19 protein-coding genes are annotated in these 18,536 nt (G+C 49.6%); 2 read left to right on the forward strand and 17 right to left on the reverse strand.

Features of this window, described 5'->3' with window-relative positions:
- Positions 1 to 65 precede the first annotated feature (65 nt).
- A complete protein-coding gene (locus BLU97_RS06735) occupies positions 66 to 272 on the forward strand; it encodes a hypothetical protein (protein WP_013064708.1) in 207 nt (68 codons plus the stop codon).
- Positions 273 to 358: 86 nt separating this feature from the next.
- A complete protein-coding gene (locus tag BLU97_RS06740; protein WP_074760803.1) occupies positions 359 to 979 on the forward strand; it encodes an OmpH family outer membrane protein in 621 nt (206 codons plus the stop codon).
- A gap of 64 nt (positions 980 to 1,043) precedes the next feature.
- Here the strand turns inward: BLU97_RS06740 and BLU97_RS06745 are convergent, their stop codons facing one another.
- From BLU97_RS06745 to tsaD, 17 genes are all read right to left on the reverse strand, one after another.
- A complete protein-coding gene (locus BLU97_RS06745) occupies positions 1,044 to 2,261 on the reverse strand; it encodes an S-adenosylmethionine:tRNA ribosyltransferase-isomerase (protein ID WP_074760804.1) in 1,218 nt (405 codons plus the stop codon).
- Entirely contained in the window at positions 2,258 to 2,947 is a 690-nt protein-coding gene (locus BLU97_RS06750; protein WP_074760805.1) for a phosphatase PAP2 family protein, read from the reverse strand. The genes BLU97_RS06745 and BLU97_RS06750 overlap by 4 nt, the downstream gene beginning before the upstream one ends.
- A gap of 5 nt (positions 2,948 to 2,952) precedes the next feature.
- Entirely contained in the window at positions 2,953 to 5,514 is a 2,562-nt protein-coding gene (locus BLU97_RS06755) for a BatD family protein (protein WP_074760806.1), read from the reverse strand.
- Entirely contained in the window at positions 5,514 to 7,214 is a 1,701-nt protein-coding gene (locus BLU97_RS06760; RefSeq protein ID WP_074760807.1) for a tetratricopeptide repeat protein, read from the reverse strand. The genes BLU97_RS06755 and BLU97_RS06760 overlap by 1 nt, the downstream gene beginning before the upstream one ends.
- Before the next feature lie 2 nt (positions 7,215 to 7,216).
- Entirely contained in the window at positions 7,217 to 8,215 is a 999-nt protein-coding gene (locus tag BLU97_RS06765; protein WP_074760808.1) for a vWA domain-containing protein, read from the reverse strand.
- Positions 8,216 to 8,225: 10 nt separating this feature from the next.
- The gene (locus tag BLU97_RS06770) at positions 8,226 to 9,293 is read right to left on the reverse strand and encodes a BatD family protein (RefSeq protein WP_074760809.1); all 1,068 of its coding nucleotides are present in this window, start codon (positions 9,291 to 9,293) and stop codon (positions 8,226 to 8,228) included.
- Positions 9,294 to 10,163 (reverse strand): DUF58 domain-containing protein, encoded by an 870-nt coding sequence (locus tag BLU97_RS06775; RefSeq protein ID WP_033149296.1) that lies wholly within the window; start codon positions 10,161 to 10,163, stop codon positions 9,294 to 9,296.
- A complete protein-coding gene (locus BLU97_RS06780) occupies positions 10,163 to 11,158 on the reverse strand; it encodes an AAA family ATPase (RefSeq protein ID WP_028908619.1) in 996 nt (331 codons plus the stop codon). The genes BLU97_RS06775 and BLU97_RS06780 overlap by 1 nt, the downstream gene beginning before the upstream one ends.
- A gap of 144 nt (positions 11,159 to 11,302) precedes the next feature.
- Positions 11,303 to 13,564, reverse strand: coding sequence for an HU family DNA-binding protein (locus BLU97_RS16005; protein WP_074760810.1), 2,262 nt, complete (start codon positions 13,562 to 13,564; stop codon positions 11,303 to 11,305).
- On the reverse strand, positions 13,564 to 13,851 hold the full coding sequence (locus tag BLU97_RS06790; protein ID WP_013064518.1) for an HU family DNA-binding protein: 288 nt from the start codon (positions 13,849 to 13,851) through the stop codon (positions 13,564 to 13,566). The genes BLU97_RS16005 and BLU97_RS06790 overlap by 1 nt, the downstream gene beginning before the upstream one ends.
- Positions 13,841 to 15,154: a 30S ribosomal protein S12 methylthiotransferase RimO gene (gene rimO / locus BLU97_RS06795; RefSeq protein ID WP_074760811.1), complete on the reverse strand. Its 1,314-nt coding sequence runs from the start codon at positions 15,152 to 15,154 to the stop codon at positions 13,841 to 13,843. The genes BLU97_RS06790 and rimO overlap by 11 nt, the downstream gene beginning before the upstream one ends.
- Entirely contained in the window at positions 15,147 to 16,100 is a 954-nt protein-coding gene (ftsY, locus tag BLU97_RS06800; protein ID WP_013064234.1) for a signal recognition particle-docking protein FtsY, read from the reverse strand. Before ftsY ends, rimO begins: the two co-directional genes overlap by 8 nt.
- A 105-nt stretch (positions 16,101 to 16,205) precedes the next feature.
- Positions 16,206 to 16,364 (reverse strand): DUF4295 domain-containing protein, encoded by a 159-nt coding sequence (locus tag BLU97_RS06805; protein ID WP_006950479.1) that lies wholly within the window; start codon positions 16,362 to 16,364, stop codon positions 16,206 to 16,208.
- A 12-nt stretch (positions 16,365 to 16,376) separates the two neighbouring features.
- A complete protein-coding gene (gene rpmG / locus BLU97_RS06810; RefSeq protein ID WP_013065340.1) occupies positions 16,377 to 16,568 on the reverse strand; it encodes a 50S ribosomal protein L33 in 192 nt (63 codons plus the stop codon).
- Between the two features lie 4 nt (positions 16,569 to 16,572).
- On the reverse strand, positions 16,573 to 16,836 hold the full coding sequence (rpmB, locus tag BLU97_RS06815; RefSeq protein ID WP_013063140.1) for a 50S ribosomal protein L28: 264 nt from the start codon (positions 16,834 to 16,836) through the stop codon (positions 16,573 to 16,575).
- 119 nt (positions 16,837 to 16,955) lie between these two features.
- Positions 16,956 to 17,471, reverse strand: a complete 516-nt coding sequence (locus BLU97_RS06820) for a CinA family protein (RefSeq protein WP_074760812.1) — start codon at positions 17,469 to 17,471, stop codon at positions 16,956 to 16,958.
- A gap of 38 nt (positions 17,472 to 17,509) precedes the next feature.
- Entirely contained in the window at positions 17,510 to 18,535 is a 1,026-nt protein-coding gene (gene tsaD / locus BLU97_RS06825) for a tRNA (adenosine(37)-N6)-threonylcarbamoyltransferase complex transferase subunit TsaD (protein ID WP_074760813.1), read from the reverse strand.
- Position 18,536 lies beyond the last annotated feature (1 nt).

The following is an 18,536-nucleotide window of genomic DNA, read 5'->3' on the forward strand; positions in this document are numbered from 1 at the left end:
TTAATGCTTTTTTTTATTGATTTCGCTATAAAATGCTTAACTTTGCAGCCGCAAAGATATAAAAAATGATTGAGACTCTACTCATAACCACGTTAATAATTGCTATATGCATGGCATTTTTGCTCGTAAAGGTGCTTTTAAAACGCAACGGCGAGTTCTCATCGCAGCACATTCATGATTCGCAGGCGATGAAAGACCGAGGTATACACTGTGTAATGGACCAGGATCGCGAGCTTCGCACCAAAAGTCCGTTTGCAGTCTCGGAGAAGTAAAACATTGAGAATGTAATAATTCAAAAATGTAAGAATGTAAAAATTGAAAATTGAAAATTCAAAAAAATAATAATTAAAAACAGAAAATGAAAAAGTACATTTTTCCAGCACTGGCCATCGCAGCTATGATGGTATCGTGCAACAACCAGACTCCAAAGATGGATGAACAGCCCGCTACTACTAGCGGCGAGGGTATGAAGATTGCCTATGTAGAGGTTGACTCGCTGATGACTCAGTACAACTTTGCTAAGGACTACAGCGTAACCCTGCAGAAGAAGAGCAACAATGCCCGTAACACCCTGAACCAGAAAGGTAATGCCCTGCAGGCTGCTATGGCAAACTTCCAGCAGAAGTTGAACAACAACGGTTTCCAGAGCCGTGAGCAGGCTGCCAGCCAGCAGGCCGCTATACAGCGCCAGCAGAACGACCTGCAGGAGTTGCAGGCACGTTTGGAGAACGAACTGGCCAGCGAGACAGCTAAGTTTAACGAGGCTCTGCGCGACTCACTGCAGAACTTCCTGAAGGCTTACAACCAGGATAAGAAGTTTGACCTGATTCTCTCGAAGGCAGGCGACAACATCCTGATGGGCAACAAGAAGCTGGATATTACTCAGGACGTGATCAACGGATTGAACAAGCGCTACAAGCCAACAGCTAAGCCTGCTGCCGAGAAGGCCGAGGAGAAGAAGGCTGAAGAGAAGAAGTAAGTTTTAGTAATACTTTATAAAAAGAATAGGAGCTCCGCTGATTGGAACTCCTATTTTTTTTGTGTTATGGAATGAGCAGCGATGAATCGCCGTAGCTGAGGAATCGGAAATCGTTGGCCAGCGCATAATCGTAGATCTTATGCCAGTCGCCCTTGACAAAGGCACTCACCAGGAGCAGCAACGTAGATTGTGGCTGGTGGAAATTGGTTACCAGCATTTTTACGATGTGATACTGATAGCCTGGCGCGATGATAATCTGGGTACTGCTGTGCAGCACTTCGAGACCGTGGGCATCCATCCAGGCACCAAGGGCCGTGAGCGACTCAACGGTGCTCGTCTGAGTATCGGTATCGTAAGGCTCCCACTGGTTTACATGCAGATCGTCCTCGGATGCCTCGGGGTTCTGCATCACCTTCAGACCCATATAATACAGACTCTCGAGTGTACGCACGCTGGTGGTACCAACGGCAATGGCACAGCCATCGTGGGCCAGCAGCTTGCGGATGGTGTCGCGACGAACCGAGATATACTCGGTGTGCATCTCGTGACCCTGAATTTCCTCGCTCTTCACAGGCTTAAAGGTTCCGGCGCCCACATGCAGGGTGAGCTCCTCGCGCTCGATGCCGTGAGCATCAACCGCAGCCAGCACCTCGGGAGTGAAATGCAAACCTGCAGTAGGTGCAGCCACGCTACCCTTGATTTTTGAGTAAACCGTCTGGTAGGTGGTCTTGTCGCTCTCCTGGGTTTCGCGGTTCAAGTATGGCGGAATGGGCAGTTCGCCCATGGCATCGATAATCTCGGCAAACGAGAAGCCACCGGTCCACTCGAAATCGATGCGGTGCGAGGTGCCGTGAATAGGACCACGTGTAGCCGTAACAACCACCTGCTGACCCTTTATCTCGATTTCGCGACGAAGCGTGCCTTCCTTCCACTTCTTAAGGTTGCCCACCAGGCAATACCATGCGCACTTCTCAGAGGTCTGGAACATCAGTTCGTAGTCCGAAGGCTGGGCAGGCTCGAGCAGGAACACCTCGATGAGGGCACCTGTGTCCTTGCGGAAATGCATGCGCGCCTGGATGACCTTGGTGTTATTAAACACCATGAGTGCACCCTTGGGCAGATACTCGGGAAGGTTATAGAACACATCGTGACTTACCTGACCCTGACGGTAGATCAACAGCTTGGAGTGGTCGCGCTGGGCAATAGGAAACTTTGCGATACGCTCATCGGGAAGCGGATAGTTATAATCGCTGATACGAATATGTCGTGGATCGGAATTCATATAATACAAGCTTTAATAAATACAAAAATTACGGTTAAAACTAGTACACCTACAGGCCAGTTGCAGTCTAAACGGCGATAGCAGCCCGGGGTGTATTGATCGGGATTGAGATTACGTGGTGTGTACATGCCACGGGTAATACGACGATAGAAGAAATAAACACCGGTGCCCACAGCCACACCCCACATCAGGCCAACCATGATGTCGCCTGGGAAGTGTACACCCAGATACATGCGGGTCCAACAGTTGAGCAGCGACCATATGACCAGTGCGATTGACAAACGACGGCTGCGCACCATCCATATAAAATACACGGCAATGCTCATGGTGTTGGCTGCATGCGATGAGAAGAAGCCGTACTTGCCGCCACGATAGCCATCAACAATATCAACCAGCGTGCCAATCTGGGGATCGTGCGTGGGGCGCCAACGGGCCACAAGGGGTTTCACGATTTCGTCGTTGAGTGTACCTGCTATCAGGATGCACAACCCAGCACCCAGCAGCACATACAGCAAACGGCGGAAATTATCGTTATTCTTCATCACCATATAGAACAGCGACAGATAGAGCGGTATCCATGTAAGACCGTTGGTAAGCATGCGCACCATACGGTCGAGGAACAGCGAATCGCTGCCGTTAACGGCCAACAATAACTCGCGGTCGAAATCAATCAACGTCTCAAACATAGGTATTAAATCATTTCTATTTTCTTACTCTCCAGCCAACCTTTCTTACCGTCGGCCAAACGAACCTCGCGCCAGCTCTTCATCGAGTTGTCGGTAATCACTACCTTGGTACCCTCGTGAAGGATAAAGAGGTCGGTACCGTTCTGGGCTGGCGTGCTCTTGACGGCCACCGATGGGGCTACCACGATGGCACCCTGGCGATACAGTAACTGCTGGCGCTGCTGCCAGGCAAAGAAATTGCTGAACACAAACACCACCAGCAAGGCGATGCCGCCAAAGAAACCTAACTTCTGCACCCATACACGGGCCGAGAACAGATAAACCAGGAACAGCACAATCACAATGGCCAGCGACACGAGGGCCATACGTCCCCACCCGTCGACACTCATCAGATTTACCAACGAGCGGTACCAGGTAACGAAGAACATCTCGCTCTCGGGCACAATCTTATCGATGGTTTTTGAGCGGGCCAACTGCAGGTTGAAACGGATGTCGGCATCGCCTGGCGAGAGCAACAGGGCGCGCTCGTAGTTAAGCACGGCACGGGTGATATTCTCGGTGCGATAGTAGGCATTACCCAGGTTATAATACAGTTCGGCCGAAGCACCCTGCTTGAGCATTGACTCATAGCCCTTGATGGCCTCCTGATAATTGCCGTTGATATAGGCGCTATCAGCCTCGGCCTTGGTAGCAGCCTGGGCAGCCATAGGTGCCAACAGCAGCAACAATACCAAAGTAGCGGCTTTCTTACTACCCTTCTTCATCACCTCCTCGATCTTCTCGATGGCCAGTATGGCCTTATCGTAAACCTTACTCATATTTCCCTTTGGATCGCCTGGAGCGTAACGCTCAAACTCGCACTCGTCGATGGCACCGATAAACTTATCGATGATGGTCTGATGTACGCCACGATCGGCCAGCTTCTGACTGATGTTATCGTGCGACAACTGAGCCACAGGGATATTGAGTTTATCGCCCACATAACCCCACAAGGCACGCAGCACCTCGTCGTAGAACTCGTTAGGCTTGTTGTCGGTCATCAATCGGGCAGCCAGCTTCAGACGCTTGGTAGCCACCTTGTTGGCCTTCTTACCACGCATCTTGGTAACATTAGCGTTGTCGATGGCACGCTGACGGAAGATAACAAACAGCGTGATGAACACCACTACCAGCGCAGCGATGATAATCCAATAAGCAGTTGAGCCGAAGAAGAAATCGTTGGTGAGATGCTGATCGGCATCGCCTGTCTTGATAAAGCGGATATCCTTATTCAGCTCATCCACATCCTCCTGACCCGAGAAATCACTCACCGAAGCACTACCAGAGCCCTTGGCCACATCGAGATGGAAGCCCTCGCTCTTTACCGTTTCGTAACGCTTGGTAGCGGTATCGAAATAAGTAAACTCAACGGGTGGAATATCGTACTGCCCCTGATGGCGTGGTACAATCAGGATATCGTAGATCTTCGAACCCTCAAGTCCGGCTGTGGTCAGCTTGGTCTGGTCGGTCACCTTGGGCTCGTACTTATCAAAGTCCTTTGGCAAGTTCAATACAGGCTCTTTGATGAGTTTGAGGTTACCCGTACCACTCACAATCACACGCAGTTTGATAGGATCGTTGGCCTTGGTCTCTTTCTTATCGAGCTGGGCCGAGATATTAAACTTACCTACTCCACCCGAGAATGTGGCTGGGCGCTGTGGCAGCGGATCAACCTGAATATCGATACCAGGAGCCACAATCTTTTTCTTCACCTCTACGTAGCCTGAGCCACCGTTGAAGAATGCCTCGAACGGATCCACATTACGATTCTGCTGCACCACGATACCCTCGAAGGTAATCGACGGAATCTGCAGTTTACCAGTGGTTTGTGGGAACATCACATACTGGCTCCAGGTGCAGGTGCGATATGGACGACCGTTGACCGTCTCGATCGAGAACGACTTCTGCTGTGGCAGATCCACCTCCTGGGTATAGAAGCTCTTCAGGTCGGGCATGTCGCCACGCAGCTGGGTGAGCTGTACCAATGTATAAACCTTATAGGTGAGCAGGATGGGCTCCTGCTCGTAAACACGCTTTTTGTTGGCGCTTACCTTGATAAACAGGTCGCTACCCGAGATACGACTACCGGCATCGCGCATCTCAGCACCATCGTCGCTATTCTGGCGCGAATTAGAGCCAGAGCCCGAAGCCGAGCCCGACACCTTGATGGTGAGCGATTTTGAGGTAATCTTCTTGCCATCTACCACCGCATAAGCTGCAGGGATGGTAAACGTACCATTCTTGGTAGCTGCTACTATATAAGTATAGGTAATAGACGAGGTTGACGAGGTGTGACCATTAATCATCTGATAGCTCGACTGCATGGAGCGGTTCGGGCCAATGAGCACCTCGAACTCAGAGGGGATATTACCAGCACGGAAATCGGACACGTTCTGTGTATTGACCGTGTACGACAACCGGAACTGCTCGCCCACCGCAACATGCGATGGTGCTGATGCTGTTAATGTTTGGGCCACAGCCAGCGCCGTGGTCATTACCATTGCTATAAATATCGCTATACGTTTCATTACCAATTCTTTAATACATTACGACGCTGCGGCTTCTGCTGCTGTTTCTTCATCTTGTCCTGCGTCATCTTCTCGTTCTGGATGGCGGCATTCAAGAGCTGCTCGGCATTATCCTTACTCATCTGAGGCTTCTGCTGCTGTTGCTGCTTGTCGTCTTTCTTATCTTTGTTCTGATCTTTCTGATCGTCCTTCTTCTGATTGTCTTTCTTCTGATCGTCCTTGTTGTTCTGATTCTGCTGCTGGTTCTGGTCCTGCTTCTGTTTCTGCTTCTTGCAGAGAACCAGGTTGTAGCGGGTTTCGTCGTCGTTAGGATTCAGGCGCAGGGCATTCTTGTAAGCCTCGATGGCCTCGCCATACATCTTATGTGTCTGACAAATCACACCCATGTTATGATAGGCTGCAGCCTTGCGCAGCGGGTTGGTCTCGATACGGGTGGCCTGCTCAAACTGCTGCACAGCAGCCGAATCCTTCTTCTGTGCCATCAGCGCATTACCTAAGTTATAGGCTGCCTGCGGATTCTTAGGATTCTTCTCTACTGCCTTACGATACGACACCTCGGCCTTATCGTACTGGCCCACACGGAACTGCTTGTTACCCTCGCGGATATACTGGCGATCGGTCTGGGCGCTGGCCGTGATGGCCACCAGCAACAAAGCTACGGTAGCAGCGGCCTTCTTCTTAGAACCGAAAAGCGACAGGCGCTTGAGCAGCGGATTGCGACGGTCGAAGATGCAGATCTCGAGAATGAGCAGCAGCAATGCCAGGATGGCCACAGCCTGGAACTGCTCGTCGAACTCGCTGTAAACGGTGCTGGTAGTCTCTTTCTTAGCCAACTTTGAAAGCTCGTTATCCAACTGGTCCTGAGCGGCGCTATTATTCTCTACATGGATATAGGCACCGCCACCGGCCTGAGCCACCTGGCGACACATATCCTCGTTGAGGGCCGACATCACCGTGTTGCCCGTATTATCCTTCATATAATCGCCTGTGCCTGGAATGGGGATAGGCGCGCCTTGAGTTGAACCCACACCCAGCACATACACACGCATACCAGCTTTTTTGGCAGCTTCGGCAGCCTCGAGTGCCCCACCCTCGTGGTCCTCGCCATCGGTAATCACGATAATGGCCTTACCAATACCCTCTTCCTGCGTAAAGCTATGGGTAGCCATATCAATGGCACGGGCAATATCAGTACCCTGGGTAGCCATCATCGAGGGGTCGATACTCGACAGGAACATCTTGGCCGACACATAATCGCTGGTGATAGGCAGCTGAACGAAAGCGTCGCCAGCAAACACCAGCAAGCCAATCTTATCGTTGGTGAAGTGGTCCACCAGATTCTCGACCATCATCTTACTGCGATCCAAACGGCTGGGCACAATATCCTCGGCCAGCATAGAGTTACTGATATCCATCGCAATAATGGTCTCGATGCCGGTACGCTGCTCGTTACTGATCTTGGTGCCGAACTGCGGACGGGCCAGCATCACTATCAGTAATGCCAAAGCGCCCTGCAGCATCCAGAATTTTACTGCGGGACGGAAACGTGACACATCGGGCATCAACGAACGCAGCAGCTTGGGATCGCCAAACTTACGCAAGCGTTTCTTCTGATTGCGATACGTGAGAAAGCGGATGATGGCCAGCACTGGTATCACCGCTAAAAGATAGAGATATGTAGGGTCAGCAAATCTAAACATAATTACGGTATCCTCCTAAATATAGTTACACGCAGCAGAATCTCGAGCAACAGCGCCAACACAGCCACAAGTGCAAAAGGCTGGTAGGCCTCGTAACGCTTGCTGAAGGTTTTGACGTTAAGCTTCGACTTTTCAAGCTGGTCGATTTCCTTATAGATTTTACGAAGTTCGTTGGTATTGGTGGCGCGATAGAAATCGCCCTCGGTAATGCTGGCAATCTCGCTCAGCGTCTTGGTATCGATCTCAACAGGCACATTCACATACTGCACACCACCGGCCACAGGCATAGGATAAGGTGCCACCTTATTGGTACCCACACCAATGGTATAAACGCGGATGCCCAGACTCTTGGCAATCTCGGCAGCGGTTGATGGCGAGATATCACCACGGTTGTTACTACCATCGGTAAGCAGAATCACCACCTTGCTCTTAGCCTTCGAATCCTTGAGTCGGCTCACGGCGTTGGCCAGTCCCATACCGATAGCGGTACCATCCTCGATGAGTCCGCGTGCGGCAATATCGGTACGCACATTCTGCAGCAGGTTCAGCAGCGAGGCATGATCGGTGGTCATGGGGCACTGGGTGAACGATTCGCCGGCAAAAATGGCCAAGCCAATATTATCGTTGGGGCGACCAATGATAAACTCAGAAGCCACCTGCTTGGCAGCCTCGATACGGTTAGGACGCAAGTCCTCGGCCAGCATACTGGTAGATACGTCCATAGCCAGCATAATGTCGATACCCTCAACGGTCTTGCTATCCCACGAGTTCTGGGTTTGAGGGCGAGCCAGCACCATGACTAACATCACAAATACCAGCAGTCGGAGCAGCATGGAAAGGGGCATAAGCTTAACCTTCCAGCTTTTTGGCGCATAGCGGAAGGCAAACGTATCGCTCATCCGCAGCGTGGGCTCGGTTTTCTTTCTGTACATCACATACCATATAATATAAGGTATGATGAGCAGAAGCAACAGCAGATATTCTTTATTGGCAAATTCCATTTGTTCTGTTTTAATTCAATAACTGATAAAGGGTGTAAGCCACAAAGCCGAACAATCCGGCACATACCACCGAGATAAGGGTGATGACGGTTTTGAGCAGGCGGCGCGACTTCTGTGTGCGCTGATCCTCCTCAGAGAGCTGTGGTTTAACCTTTTCTTCTACAGGCTGATTCTCGAGCTTGGTCTGATTGATGAAGTCGATGGCGCTCACCAGATTCTTATCGTTCTCGTTGATAAGCGTAGAATACTTGGCGAACTTAACCAGGTCGGCAGTCATAAACAGCTCGCGCAACTCGTCGAGTGCTTTCTGATCCTGCGAGGCGGTCAGTCGTTCGATAATCTCGCTACTGGTCATCTCCATCGCATTAAATCCGTAACGCTCCTCGATATACTTACGCAGGGTGTCGGTAAGCTTGGTGTAGTACTCCTTCGAGTTCTCCGAAGCCACCATCTTATCGGCCTTAATCTGTTCAATCTCCTGCATGGCCTTCTGATGTGGCAGCAGGCGCTTAACAATGCGGATATGGGAGATGATGGGCTTGTTGTCGCGCAAACGCAGATACAGATAATAGCATAATGCCAACAGTACCAGCATGAGCACACTCAACCAGAACGGCAAGCTCCACTCGCTCCAAAGGAACGGGTTGTCCTGCACATCCTTAGGACCAAAGAACTGATCTACCTTAGTGGTATCCACATCGATGGTGAGCACCTTCAGGGCCAGACTCTTACTCTTATACTGCTTACCATCCACCTTCACAGTCAATGGTGGCAGATAATAAAGGGTATCGTCGAACGAGGTGAGTGTGTACACCATCGTGCGGGCTTCGAATCCATCACCGATATCCTGCTTCTGCTCCTCGCACTTCAGCACCTCAACACCAGGTGTCATCATCTGTGTGGGCTGAAACTGCGGGAACTCAACCTTCTGACTGGGCTGCACATTAGTAGTGAGTCGCAGGTGAGTCTGCTGACCAACAAAGATCTGAATCGAGTCGATTTCAACCTCGACAGATACTTGTGCAGAAGTCAGCAGCACATTGGCTATCAGCGATATAAGAAGAAAAATACGTTTCATTTAACTACGTTGTTTAAATAGCAGTAGCAACGATTTCACAAAGTCGTCGTTAGTGGCTATGCTCACATTGTCTACATTGCTCTTATTAAAAGTTTCCTGCAACTGTGCCTGACGGGTTAACCAGTATTTCTGGTAAGCCTGACGCAGTTTCTTGGAACTTGTATCCACATACTGCTCGTAGCCAGTTTCGGCATCTACAACCTTCATCAGACCCACATCGGGCAACTCGCGGGCACGCTGATCGTACACCTGGATGGCTACCACATCGTGCTTGCGATTGGCAATCTGCAACGACTGCTGGAAATCGCTACGCACATAGAAGTCGCTCAGGATAAAGGCTGTGGTACGACGTTTCTGGACACTCGACAAGAACTCGATGGCCTGCTTGATATCCGTACGTGTTGACTCGGGTTTAAAGTCGAGCATCTCACGGATAATGTACAAGATATGCTTGCGGCCTTTCTTGGGCGGGATGTACTTCTCGATCTTATCCGAGAAGAATATCACACCAATCTTATCGTTGTTCTGAATAGCACTGAAGGCAAGGGTGGCAGCAATCTCGGTCACCATATCGCGCTTCATCTGCTTCTGGGTGCCGAAATCAAGCGATCCACTGACGTCGATAAGCAGCATCACCGTCAGCTCGCGCTCCTCTTCGAACACCTTTACATAAGGACGATGGAAACGAGCAGTCACATTCCAGTCGATATCTCGCACATCATCACCGAACTGATACTCGCGCACCTCACTGAAGGCCATACCCCTACCCTTAAAGGCAGAGTGGTACTGACCTGCAAAGATGTTTGAGCTCAAGCCGCGGGTCTTGATCTCGATCTTACGGACTTTCTTGATGATCTCAGAGGTTTCCATCAGGGCACTTCAACCTTATTGATAATCTTCGAAACAATCTCCTCGCTGGTAATATTGCTGGCCTCGGCCTCGTAGGTAAGTCCGATACGGTGGCGCAATACATCATGAGCCACAGCACGAACATCCTCAGGAACCACGTAGCCACGACGCTTAATGAAAGCATAAGCGCGAGCGGCCTTAGCCAGGTTGATGCTGGCACGAGGCGAACCACCAAACGAAATCATATCCTTGAGATCCTTCAAGCCATAACGCTCGGGATAACGGGTGGCAAACACGATATCGGCAATATACTGCTCGATCTTCTCGTCGATATAAACCTCGCGAACTACGCTGCGAGCCTTCAGAATCTCCTCGGCTGTGGTTACAGGGGTAACGGTAGGCATCTCGCCTGTAATATTCTCGCGGATAATCTTCTTCTCCTCCTCGAGTGTAGGATAATCGATTACGACCTTGAGCATGAAACGGTCGACCTGTGCCTCTGGCAGAGGATAAGTACCCTCCTGCTCGATGGGGTTCTGTGTAGCCATCACCAGGAAGGGGTTAGGCAACTTAAAGGTCTGACTACCGATGGTAACCTGCTTTTCCTGCATGGCCTCGAGCAGTGCACTCTGCACCTTGGCTGGGGCACGGTTAATTTCATCGGCCAGCACGAAGTTGGCAAATACAGGGCCCTGCTTTACCTGGAACTTCTCGTCCTTCTGCGAGTAGATCATGGTACCGATCACGTCAGCAGGGAGCAAGTCGGGGGTAAACTGAATACGACTGTAATCTGAATCGATTAACTGCGAAAGGGTCTTAATGGCCAAAGTCTTAGCCAGACCAGGCACACCTTCCAGCAAAATATGTCCATCACTCAACAAACCTATCAAAAGCGAATCAACAAGATGTTTCTGACCTACGATGACGCGGTCCATTCCACTTACAAGATTTGTTACAAATGCGCTTTGTTGTTCAATCCGAATATTCAACTCTCGGATATCAATAGCTTCTGCCATAATATTTATATCTTTAATTGTTTTCTAAATTTGACTGCAAAAATACTTTTTTTAAAGGACTTTGCCACACTTTATCAGTCTAAATAATATTAAAAAAGTTTCCCAAAACCTAAGTTTTAAGAAACTTTTTCATTATTTGCTGATTTAGTTGGCTGTTGCGGCCTTCTTTTTCTTCTTCAACTGCAATTTTGGAATTTTGATTTCCTGACCAACCTTGAGTGGTGTAGAGGCTTTGATGTTGTTGAATACCTCCAGATAACACTCCATATCGGGACCCAGAACACGACGTGAAATCTTTACAAGATTGTCGCCTTCCTTCACCTTCACCGTACGGTCGGTACCAATAATACGATAGGCGCCCAGGCGTACTCTTACGTCCATCGCGTCGTACTTATCGGCAATAGGATTCGACTTGGCCTCGGCCTCTTGCTTAGCCTTGGCTTCTGCCTCTGCCTTAGCTTTGGCTTTTGCTTCAGCATCGGCCTTGGCCTTTGCCTCGGCATCTGCTTTGGCTTTAGCCTCTGCAGCCTTAGCCTCCTCAGCGGCCTTTGCTTCAGCAGCTTTGGTATCAGCCTCGGTTACAGTCGGTTCTGCAGGAGTCTCATCCACTACAGCTTCAATATCAGGGGCAGCCTGTGGCTCGGGAGCGGTTTCCTTCTGAACATGGATCACAGTCTCGCTGCTCTCATCAGGCAGGAAGTTGGCATATGGATAATGATTACCCAGCAGATAGCCACAACCTAAGCCAATGATACATGCCAGCAAGGCCAGTACCCATTTACCAGCCGACTTTCGTGGACGGGCCGACTCAAACTCATATTCGGGTTCTTCGTTCTCGGGCTCTTCCTCCTCTACTACCTTTTCTGGTGCAGGTTTAGAAACAACCTCGTCTGTTACGCCCATACTCTTAAAGGCTGCAGCAAGCTCTTCGTCGGCAGTCATCTTGCGATTCTCTACTACGGGAGCAGGTTCATCCAGAACTACGGGTTCGGGCTCTACCACGTGTGCTCGCTCAGGAATTACGACGGGCTCGGGATCTTCCTCAAGCATATCACGCAGCGACTCTTCGGTAATCCTTGTCTCGTCAGAAAGTTGTGTTACAACAGGTCTAACGGGCTCGGGTTCAGGAACATAAACGGGCTCTGGTTCAGGAGCATAAACGGGTTCTGGCTCGGGAGTATATACGGGCTCTGGAGCCACAACAGGCTCGGGCTCTGGGGTATAAACAGGCTCAACAACAGGTGTTGGCTCTGGGATCACCACAGGCTCTGGCTCGGGAGCTACCACAGGCTCAGGCTCGGGCTCAGGAATTGGTTCGGGTGCAGGAGCTGGTTTCTTGATGGTCTGGAACGAACTCAGGATCGACTGCAGATTAGAATTTGCAGCAGGGCGTGGTGTTTCAACCACCGGCTGAGCAACAGGCTCAGGAGCCACAATGGGCTCTGGCTCGGGAGCAACAAACGGCTCGGGTGCAACAAACGGCTCAGGAGCAACCACAGGCTCAGGAGCCACAATTGGCTCAAGCTCTGGAGCAACCACGGGCTCGGGCTCTGCGATGGGCTCTGGTTCAACCTTGGGTTCTTCGGCAGGCGAAGCAACATAAGGCTCGATAACCCACTCAGGAATATCTTCATCGTCGATATCTTCCAGAACTTTTGGTTCTTCCTTTGGACGAACTGTTGTCTCAGGACGAATAGTCATACCCAACTTCAGCTCCTCCTCAAGTTCATCATCGATATCGTCGTCGAACTCATCATCAAGTGACATCATTTCATCTACAGGCTCGGCTACGGGCTCTGACTCTGGAACCACAACTGACTCAGGAACCACAATTGGCTCGGGGGCCACAATTGGTTCAGGTTCCTCGTTACCACCAAAGTCAACCAATGGCATAGCAGCATGGTCATCCTCAATCACAGGCTCTGGCTCAGGAGCTACCACTGGAGCTGGCTCTGGCCCGGGAACCACAACTGGCTCTGGCTCTGGTTCAACAATTGGCTCTGGTTCGGGCTCTACGATAGGTTCAGCATCTACTTCTGGCTCGGGAACATCGGTGGTGGTGGTATCCACATCATCAAAGTCCACACCATCGTTCAGCACCACCGTCTCGAACTGAGCAAATGGTTTATTTACCAGTTCCTTCAGCAGGGCGTCGGGCACGAAGGTGATTTTACCGTGCCCCTCGATCAGCACACGCTCGCCTGTATTTACGTTTACGCTTTCACGATCTTCAACATCAATAATCTTGAACGTACCCAGGCCTTTGACTTTTACCAGTTTATCGGTTTCAAGTCGCTGTTGTACGATATCGAACATAGCACTTACAAACAAACTTGCATCGCGTCTGTTCATCTTTCTGCGCTCAACCAGCACATTGGCTAATTCTTGTATCGAAATCTTTCCCATCACTCAGCTCCTCCATTCTTTACACGTTCTTTCCAACTTACATTTGGCTTGAATGTAAGCACCAGTTTTGGTGGCACCAGCATGCGCTGTCCTGTAGAAGGATTTACCATGATGCGCTCCATCTTCTTCTTAACTTCGAATGTACCGAATGTAGGAATCAGCACTGAGTCGTCGTCCTGAAAATGGTCGCCCATTGCCTCAACTACGCAATTCACAAACTGCTGGGTTTCATCAGCCGAATAACCCGTGCGTTGCGCCAATTCTGTGATAAAGTCTTTATTGTTCATATGTTTTAATGATTGTGGTTCCATATAAATCAAATTCTTCCGAATCTGTAATCAATACATCATAGAAGTTGCCGATGATAAGTTTTGCCTCAGCTGCTGGTATCAGCACCTCAGGGTCAACTTCGGGCGAACAGAACTCGGTACGACCGATATAATAATCGCCCTCACGTCGGTCGATAATCACCTTGAATACCTTTCCAACTTTCTCAGCCTCGAGTTCGGCGCTGATATTCTGCTGGATACGCATAATCTTATCCAATCTACTCTGCTTTACATCCTCGGGCACATCGTCCTCGAAGTTATCAGCCGAATAGGTTCCCTCTTCTTCCGAATACGAGAAAGCACCCATACGCTCGAAACGCGCCCACTTTACAAAGGCCTTGAGCTCCTCGAAATCCTCGTCGGTCTCGCCAGGGAAACCAACCATCAGGGTGGTACGGATGTGGATGCCGGGCACCTCCTCGCGCATACGACGAACCAGCTCATAAGTCTCATCCTTAGTCACATGGCGACGCATACGGCTCAGCATGTTATCTGATACATGCTGGAGGGCGATATCCAGATACTTACATACATTCTGCTTTTCGCGAATCACGCGCAACAGATCCCAAGGGAAGTGTGTGGGATAAGCATAATGCAAGCGAATCCATTCTACACCAGGGATATCGGCCATCTGCTCGATGAGCTCATCGATATGCTGCTTGCCATCCAGATCCACACCATAATAGGTCAGCTCCTGGGCAATGACATTAAACTCCTTGGTGCCCTGACTTACCAGATAGCGCACCTCATCCAGGATTTCCTGCATGGGGCGACTCTGGTGCTTGCCAGTAATCAGCGGGATGGCGCAATACGCACAATGGCGATCGCAACCCTCGCTAATCTTGATATATGCATAATGACGTGGCGTAGTGATATGGCGCTTACCTTCGCAAGCGTTATACTCCTCGCCATTCAGGTCTTTCAAAAGCTTCTTATAATTAAATTTGCCGTACCAGCCGTCAACCTCGGGAATCTCTTTTTCCAAGTCGGCCAGATAGCGCTCAGAGAGACAGCCCATCACAAAGAGCTTCTCGATACGACCTTCGGTCTTGGCCTGAGCAAACTCCAGAATGGTGTTGATACTCTCTTCCTTGGCATCGTTGATAAAACCGCAGGTATTTACCACCACGATTTCACCCTGAGGGTCGTCGCTATCGTGTGTACACTGATAGCCGTTGGCCTCCATCAAGCCCATCAGAGTCTCGCTATCAACCAGATTCTTTGAGCAGCCCAGTGAAATGATATCTATCGTCTTACTCATTGAACAGCGAATCTACAAACTGACGTTTATTAAACAGCTGGAGGTCGGTCATGCCCTCGCCCAGTCCGATATATTTTACAGGTACCTTCAACTGGTCAGAAATACCAATTACCACACCACCCTTGGCTGTACCATCAAGCTTGGTGATAGCCAGCGAGGTGATCTGTGTAACAGCAGCAAACTGCTTTGCCTGTTCGAAGGCATTCTGACCGGTAGAGCCATCCAGCACCAGCATCACCTCGTCGGGTGCCTCGGGCAACACCTTCTTCATCACGTCCTTAATCTTCTTCAGCTCGTTCATCAAGCCCACCTTATTGTGCAGACGACCAGCGGTATCAATCAATACCACATCGGCACCATTAGCCTTGGCACTCTGCAGGGTATCGAATGCCACACTGGCGGGATCGCTACCCATCTGCTGCTTGATAACAGGCACACCTACACGCTCGCCCCAGATACACAACTGCTCAACGGCAGCTGCGCGGAATGTATCAGCAGCACCTAAGTAAACCTTCTTGCCGGCCTGCTTGAACTGCCAAGCCAGCTTACCTATGGTTGTGGTCTTACCAACGCCGTTCACGCCTACCACCAGAATAACGTAGGGCTTATGATCGGCGGGCAAATCCCAATTATCGTTATCATCCGAATTATTCTCGGCCAGCAGCTCGGCTATCTCCTCACGGAGAATGCGGTTAAGTTCAGAAGTGCTGACATATTTATCGCGAGCCACACGCTCCTCGATGCGCTGAATAATCTTCAATGTGGTATCTACACCCACATCGCTGGTGATGAGCACCTCTTCAAGATTATCCAATACATCATCATCAACCTTCGACTTACCGGCTACGGCACGAGTCAGTTTATCGAACACACTCGTTTTGGTTTTCTCCAAACCCTTATCGAGTGTCTCTTTCTTATCCTTACTAAAAAATCCAAATAATCCCATATTGCAATATTTTCGATTGCAAAGATAGGCATAATTTACGACACAACCAAAAAAAGAGGCCGCAAATTTCCTTGCGACCTCTAATTTCAATATAATAAATGTAAATTAGTTCTTGAAAAAGTCCTTAACGGCCTCGTTGGGAACCATCTGCTCGTCGAAGATGTAAGCACCAGTCTTAGGGCTCTTAACCATCTTGATTACCTTTGTGTAAGCGCGACCATCCTTTGAGCCTTCGTGGAGGGTAGCGACGGTTTTCTTTGCCATACTTCAGTCGTATTATTTAATCTCCTTGTGAAGAGTCATCTTCTTCAGGATTGGGTTATACTTCATAAGCTCCATACGCTCTGGCGTATTCTTACGATTCTTGGTGGTTACGTAACGGCTAGTACCGGGCATACCACTATTCTTGTGCTCTGTGCACTCCAGGATAACCTGAACGCGATTACCTTTAGCTTTCTTTCCTGCCATGATTTTAATCTCCTATCACTTTAATGTCCTTCCAGTCTACAAATCCTTTGGCAACAGCCTGCTTCAAGGCAGCATCCAGACCTACTTTATTGATCATACGAAGACCAGCAGCGCTAATCTTCAACTGAATCCAGCAACCCTCCTCTACGTAGTAGAATTTCTTGCTGAAAAGGTTAACGTCAAAGCTTCTCTTTGTACGGTGCTTTGAGTGAGACACATTGCAACCTATCTGTGCCTTCTTTCCTGTAATTTGACAAATCTTAGACATTTCTATCTACCTTTTTACTTGTGATTTACACTTACTTATTCCAAACAGCGTGCAAAATTACACAATTTTATTGAGATTCAGATAATTACACGACCGGAAATTCAAAGAATTAATAATTTTTAACCTTCTCGCTCGGGTCTGGGGGCATCTTCCTCCTTCAAAAAGCCCAAAAACATCTCCATGGCACGGTTGGTGGCAATGGCCAGATTGATGTCGCGACCAAAGTCTTCTTCCAGCTTCATGGTTACCACTTTTTCGGGACGTCCGCATGCCAACCAGATGGTGCCAACAGGAATCTCCTTGGTACCGCCGGTAGGACCAGCAAAACCGGTAGCAGAAATGGCATAATCGGTATTCAGAGCCTTACATGCTCCCTTTACCATAGCTATTGCAACCTCCTCACACACAGCGGTTTCCTCTTCGAGCAACTGATGGTCAACACCCAGCAGATTCTCCTTAACCTCGTTGATATATGAGATAATACCACCCTTGAAATACTTTGATGCGCCAGGCACAGCAATGATAGCCTCGGCTATGCGTCCACCAGTGCAACTCTCGGCAGTACTTACAGTCTTCTCAGTCTCCCAAAGGATCTCACTCACCTCTCTACTTGTTATCTTACTTTCAAAATCCATCTTGATAATGTTTAATCTTTAATGTTTAATGTTTAATCCTACTTAAACGTTACTTTACTGAATGCGGGGGCATCGATCGAGCAGAACTGCTTGTCCTGATACTTATAATAGCCCACGATACCAATCATGGCTGCATTATCGGTGGTATAACTGAACTTGGGGATATAAATCGTCCAACCATAACGCTTCTCGGCATCGTAGAACGCATTGCGCAAGCCGTTATTGGCGCTCACACCACCAGCCACAGCCACATGCTTGATACCAGTCTGCTTCACAGCCTTCTTCAGCTTCTTCATCAAGATATCCACAATCGTCCACTCCAGCGAGGCGGCGATATCTTCCTTGTGCTTCTCGATAAAGTCGGGATCCTCAGCCACCCACTTCTGCATCGAATACAGGAACGAGGTCTTCAAGCCCGAGAAACTATAATCGAGACCAGGGATATTAGGCTCGGCAAACTGATAGGCCTTGGGATTACCCTGACGAGCCAATCGGTCGATGATAGGACCACCGGGATAACCCAGCCCCATCACCTTCGAGCACTTATCGATAGCCTCACCGGCAGCATCGTCGATAGTCTGTCCAAGCACCTCCATATCGTTATAGGCATTCACCTTTACAATCTGCGAGTTACCACCCGATACCAACAGGCACAGGAATGGCAATGGCGGCTGGTGCTGATCGTCTTCGCTCTCCTTGATAAAATGCGCCATCACGTGTCCCTGCAGATGGTTTACATCAATCATAGGGATACCCAATGAGCGGGCAAAACCTTTGGCAAAGCTCACGCCTACCAGCAACGATCCCATCAGTCCGGGACCGCGGGTAAAGGCAATCGCTGTTAAATCCTCTTTGGTGATACCAGCCTTTTTGATGGCCTGATCCACTACAGGCACCACATTCTGTTGGTGGGCGCGCGATGCCAGCTCGGGCACTACGCCACCGTATGCCTCGTGCACAGCCTGCGAAGCCGTAACGTTCGACAGCAGAATACCATTCTTCAGTACAGCTGCCGAAGTATCATCACACGAGCTCTCTATACCTAATATATATATATCCTTCATC

Origin of the sequence: Xylanibacter ruminicola, assembly GCF_900107775.1 — a bacterium.
GTDB classification, from domain to species: domain Bacteria; phylum Bacteroidota; class Bacteroidia; order Bacteroidales; family Bacteroidaceae; genus Prevotella; species Prevotella ruminicola_C.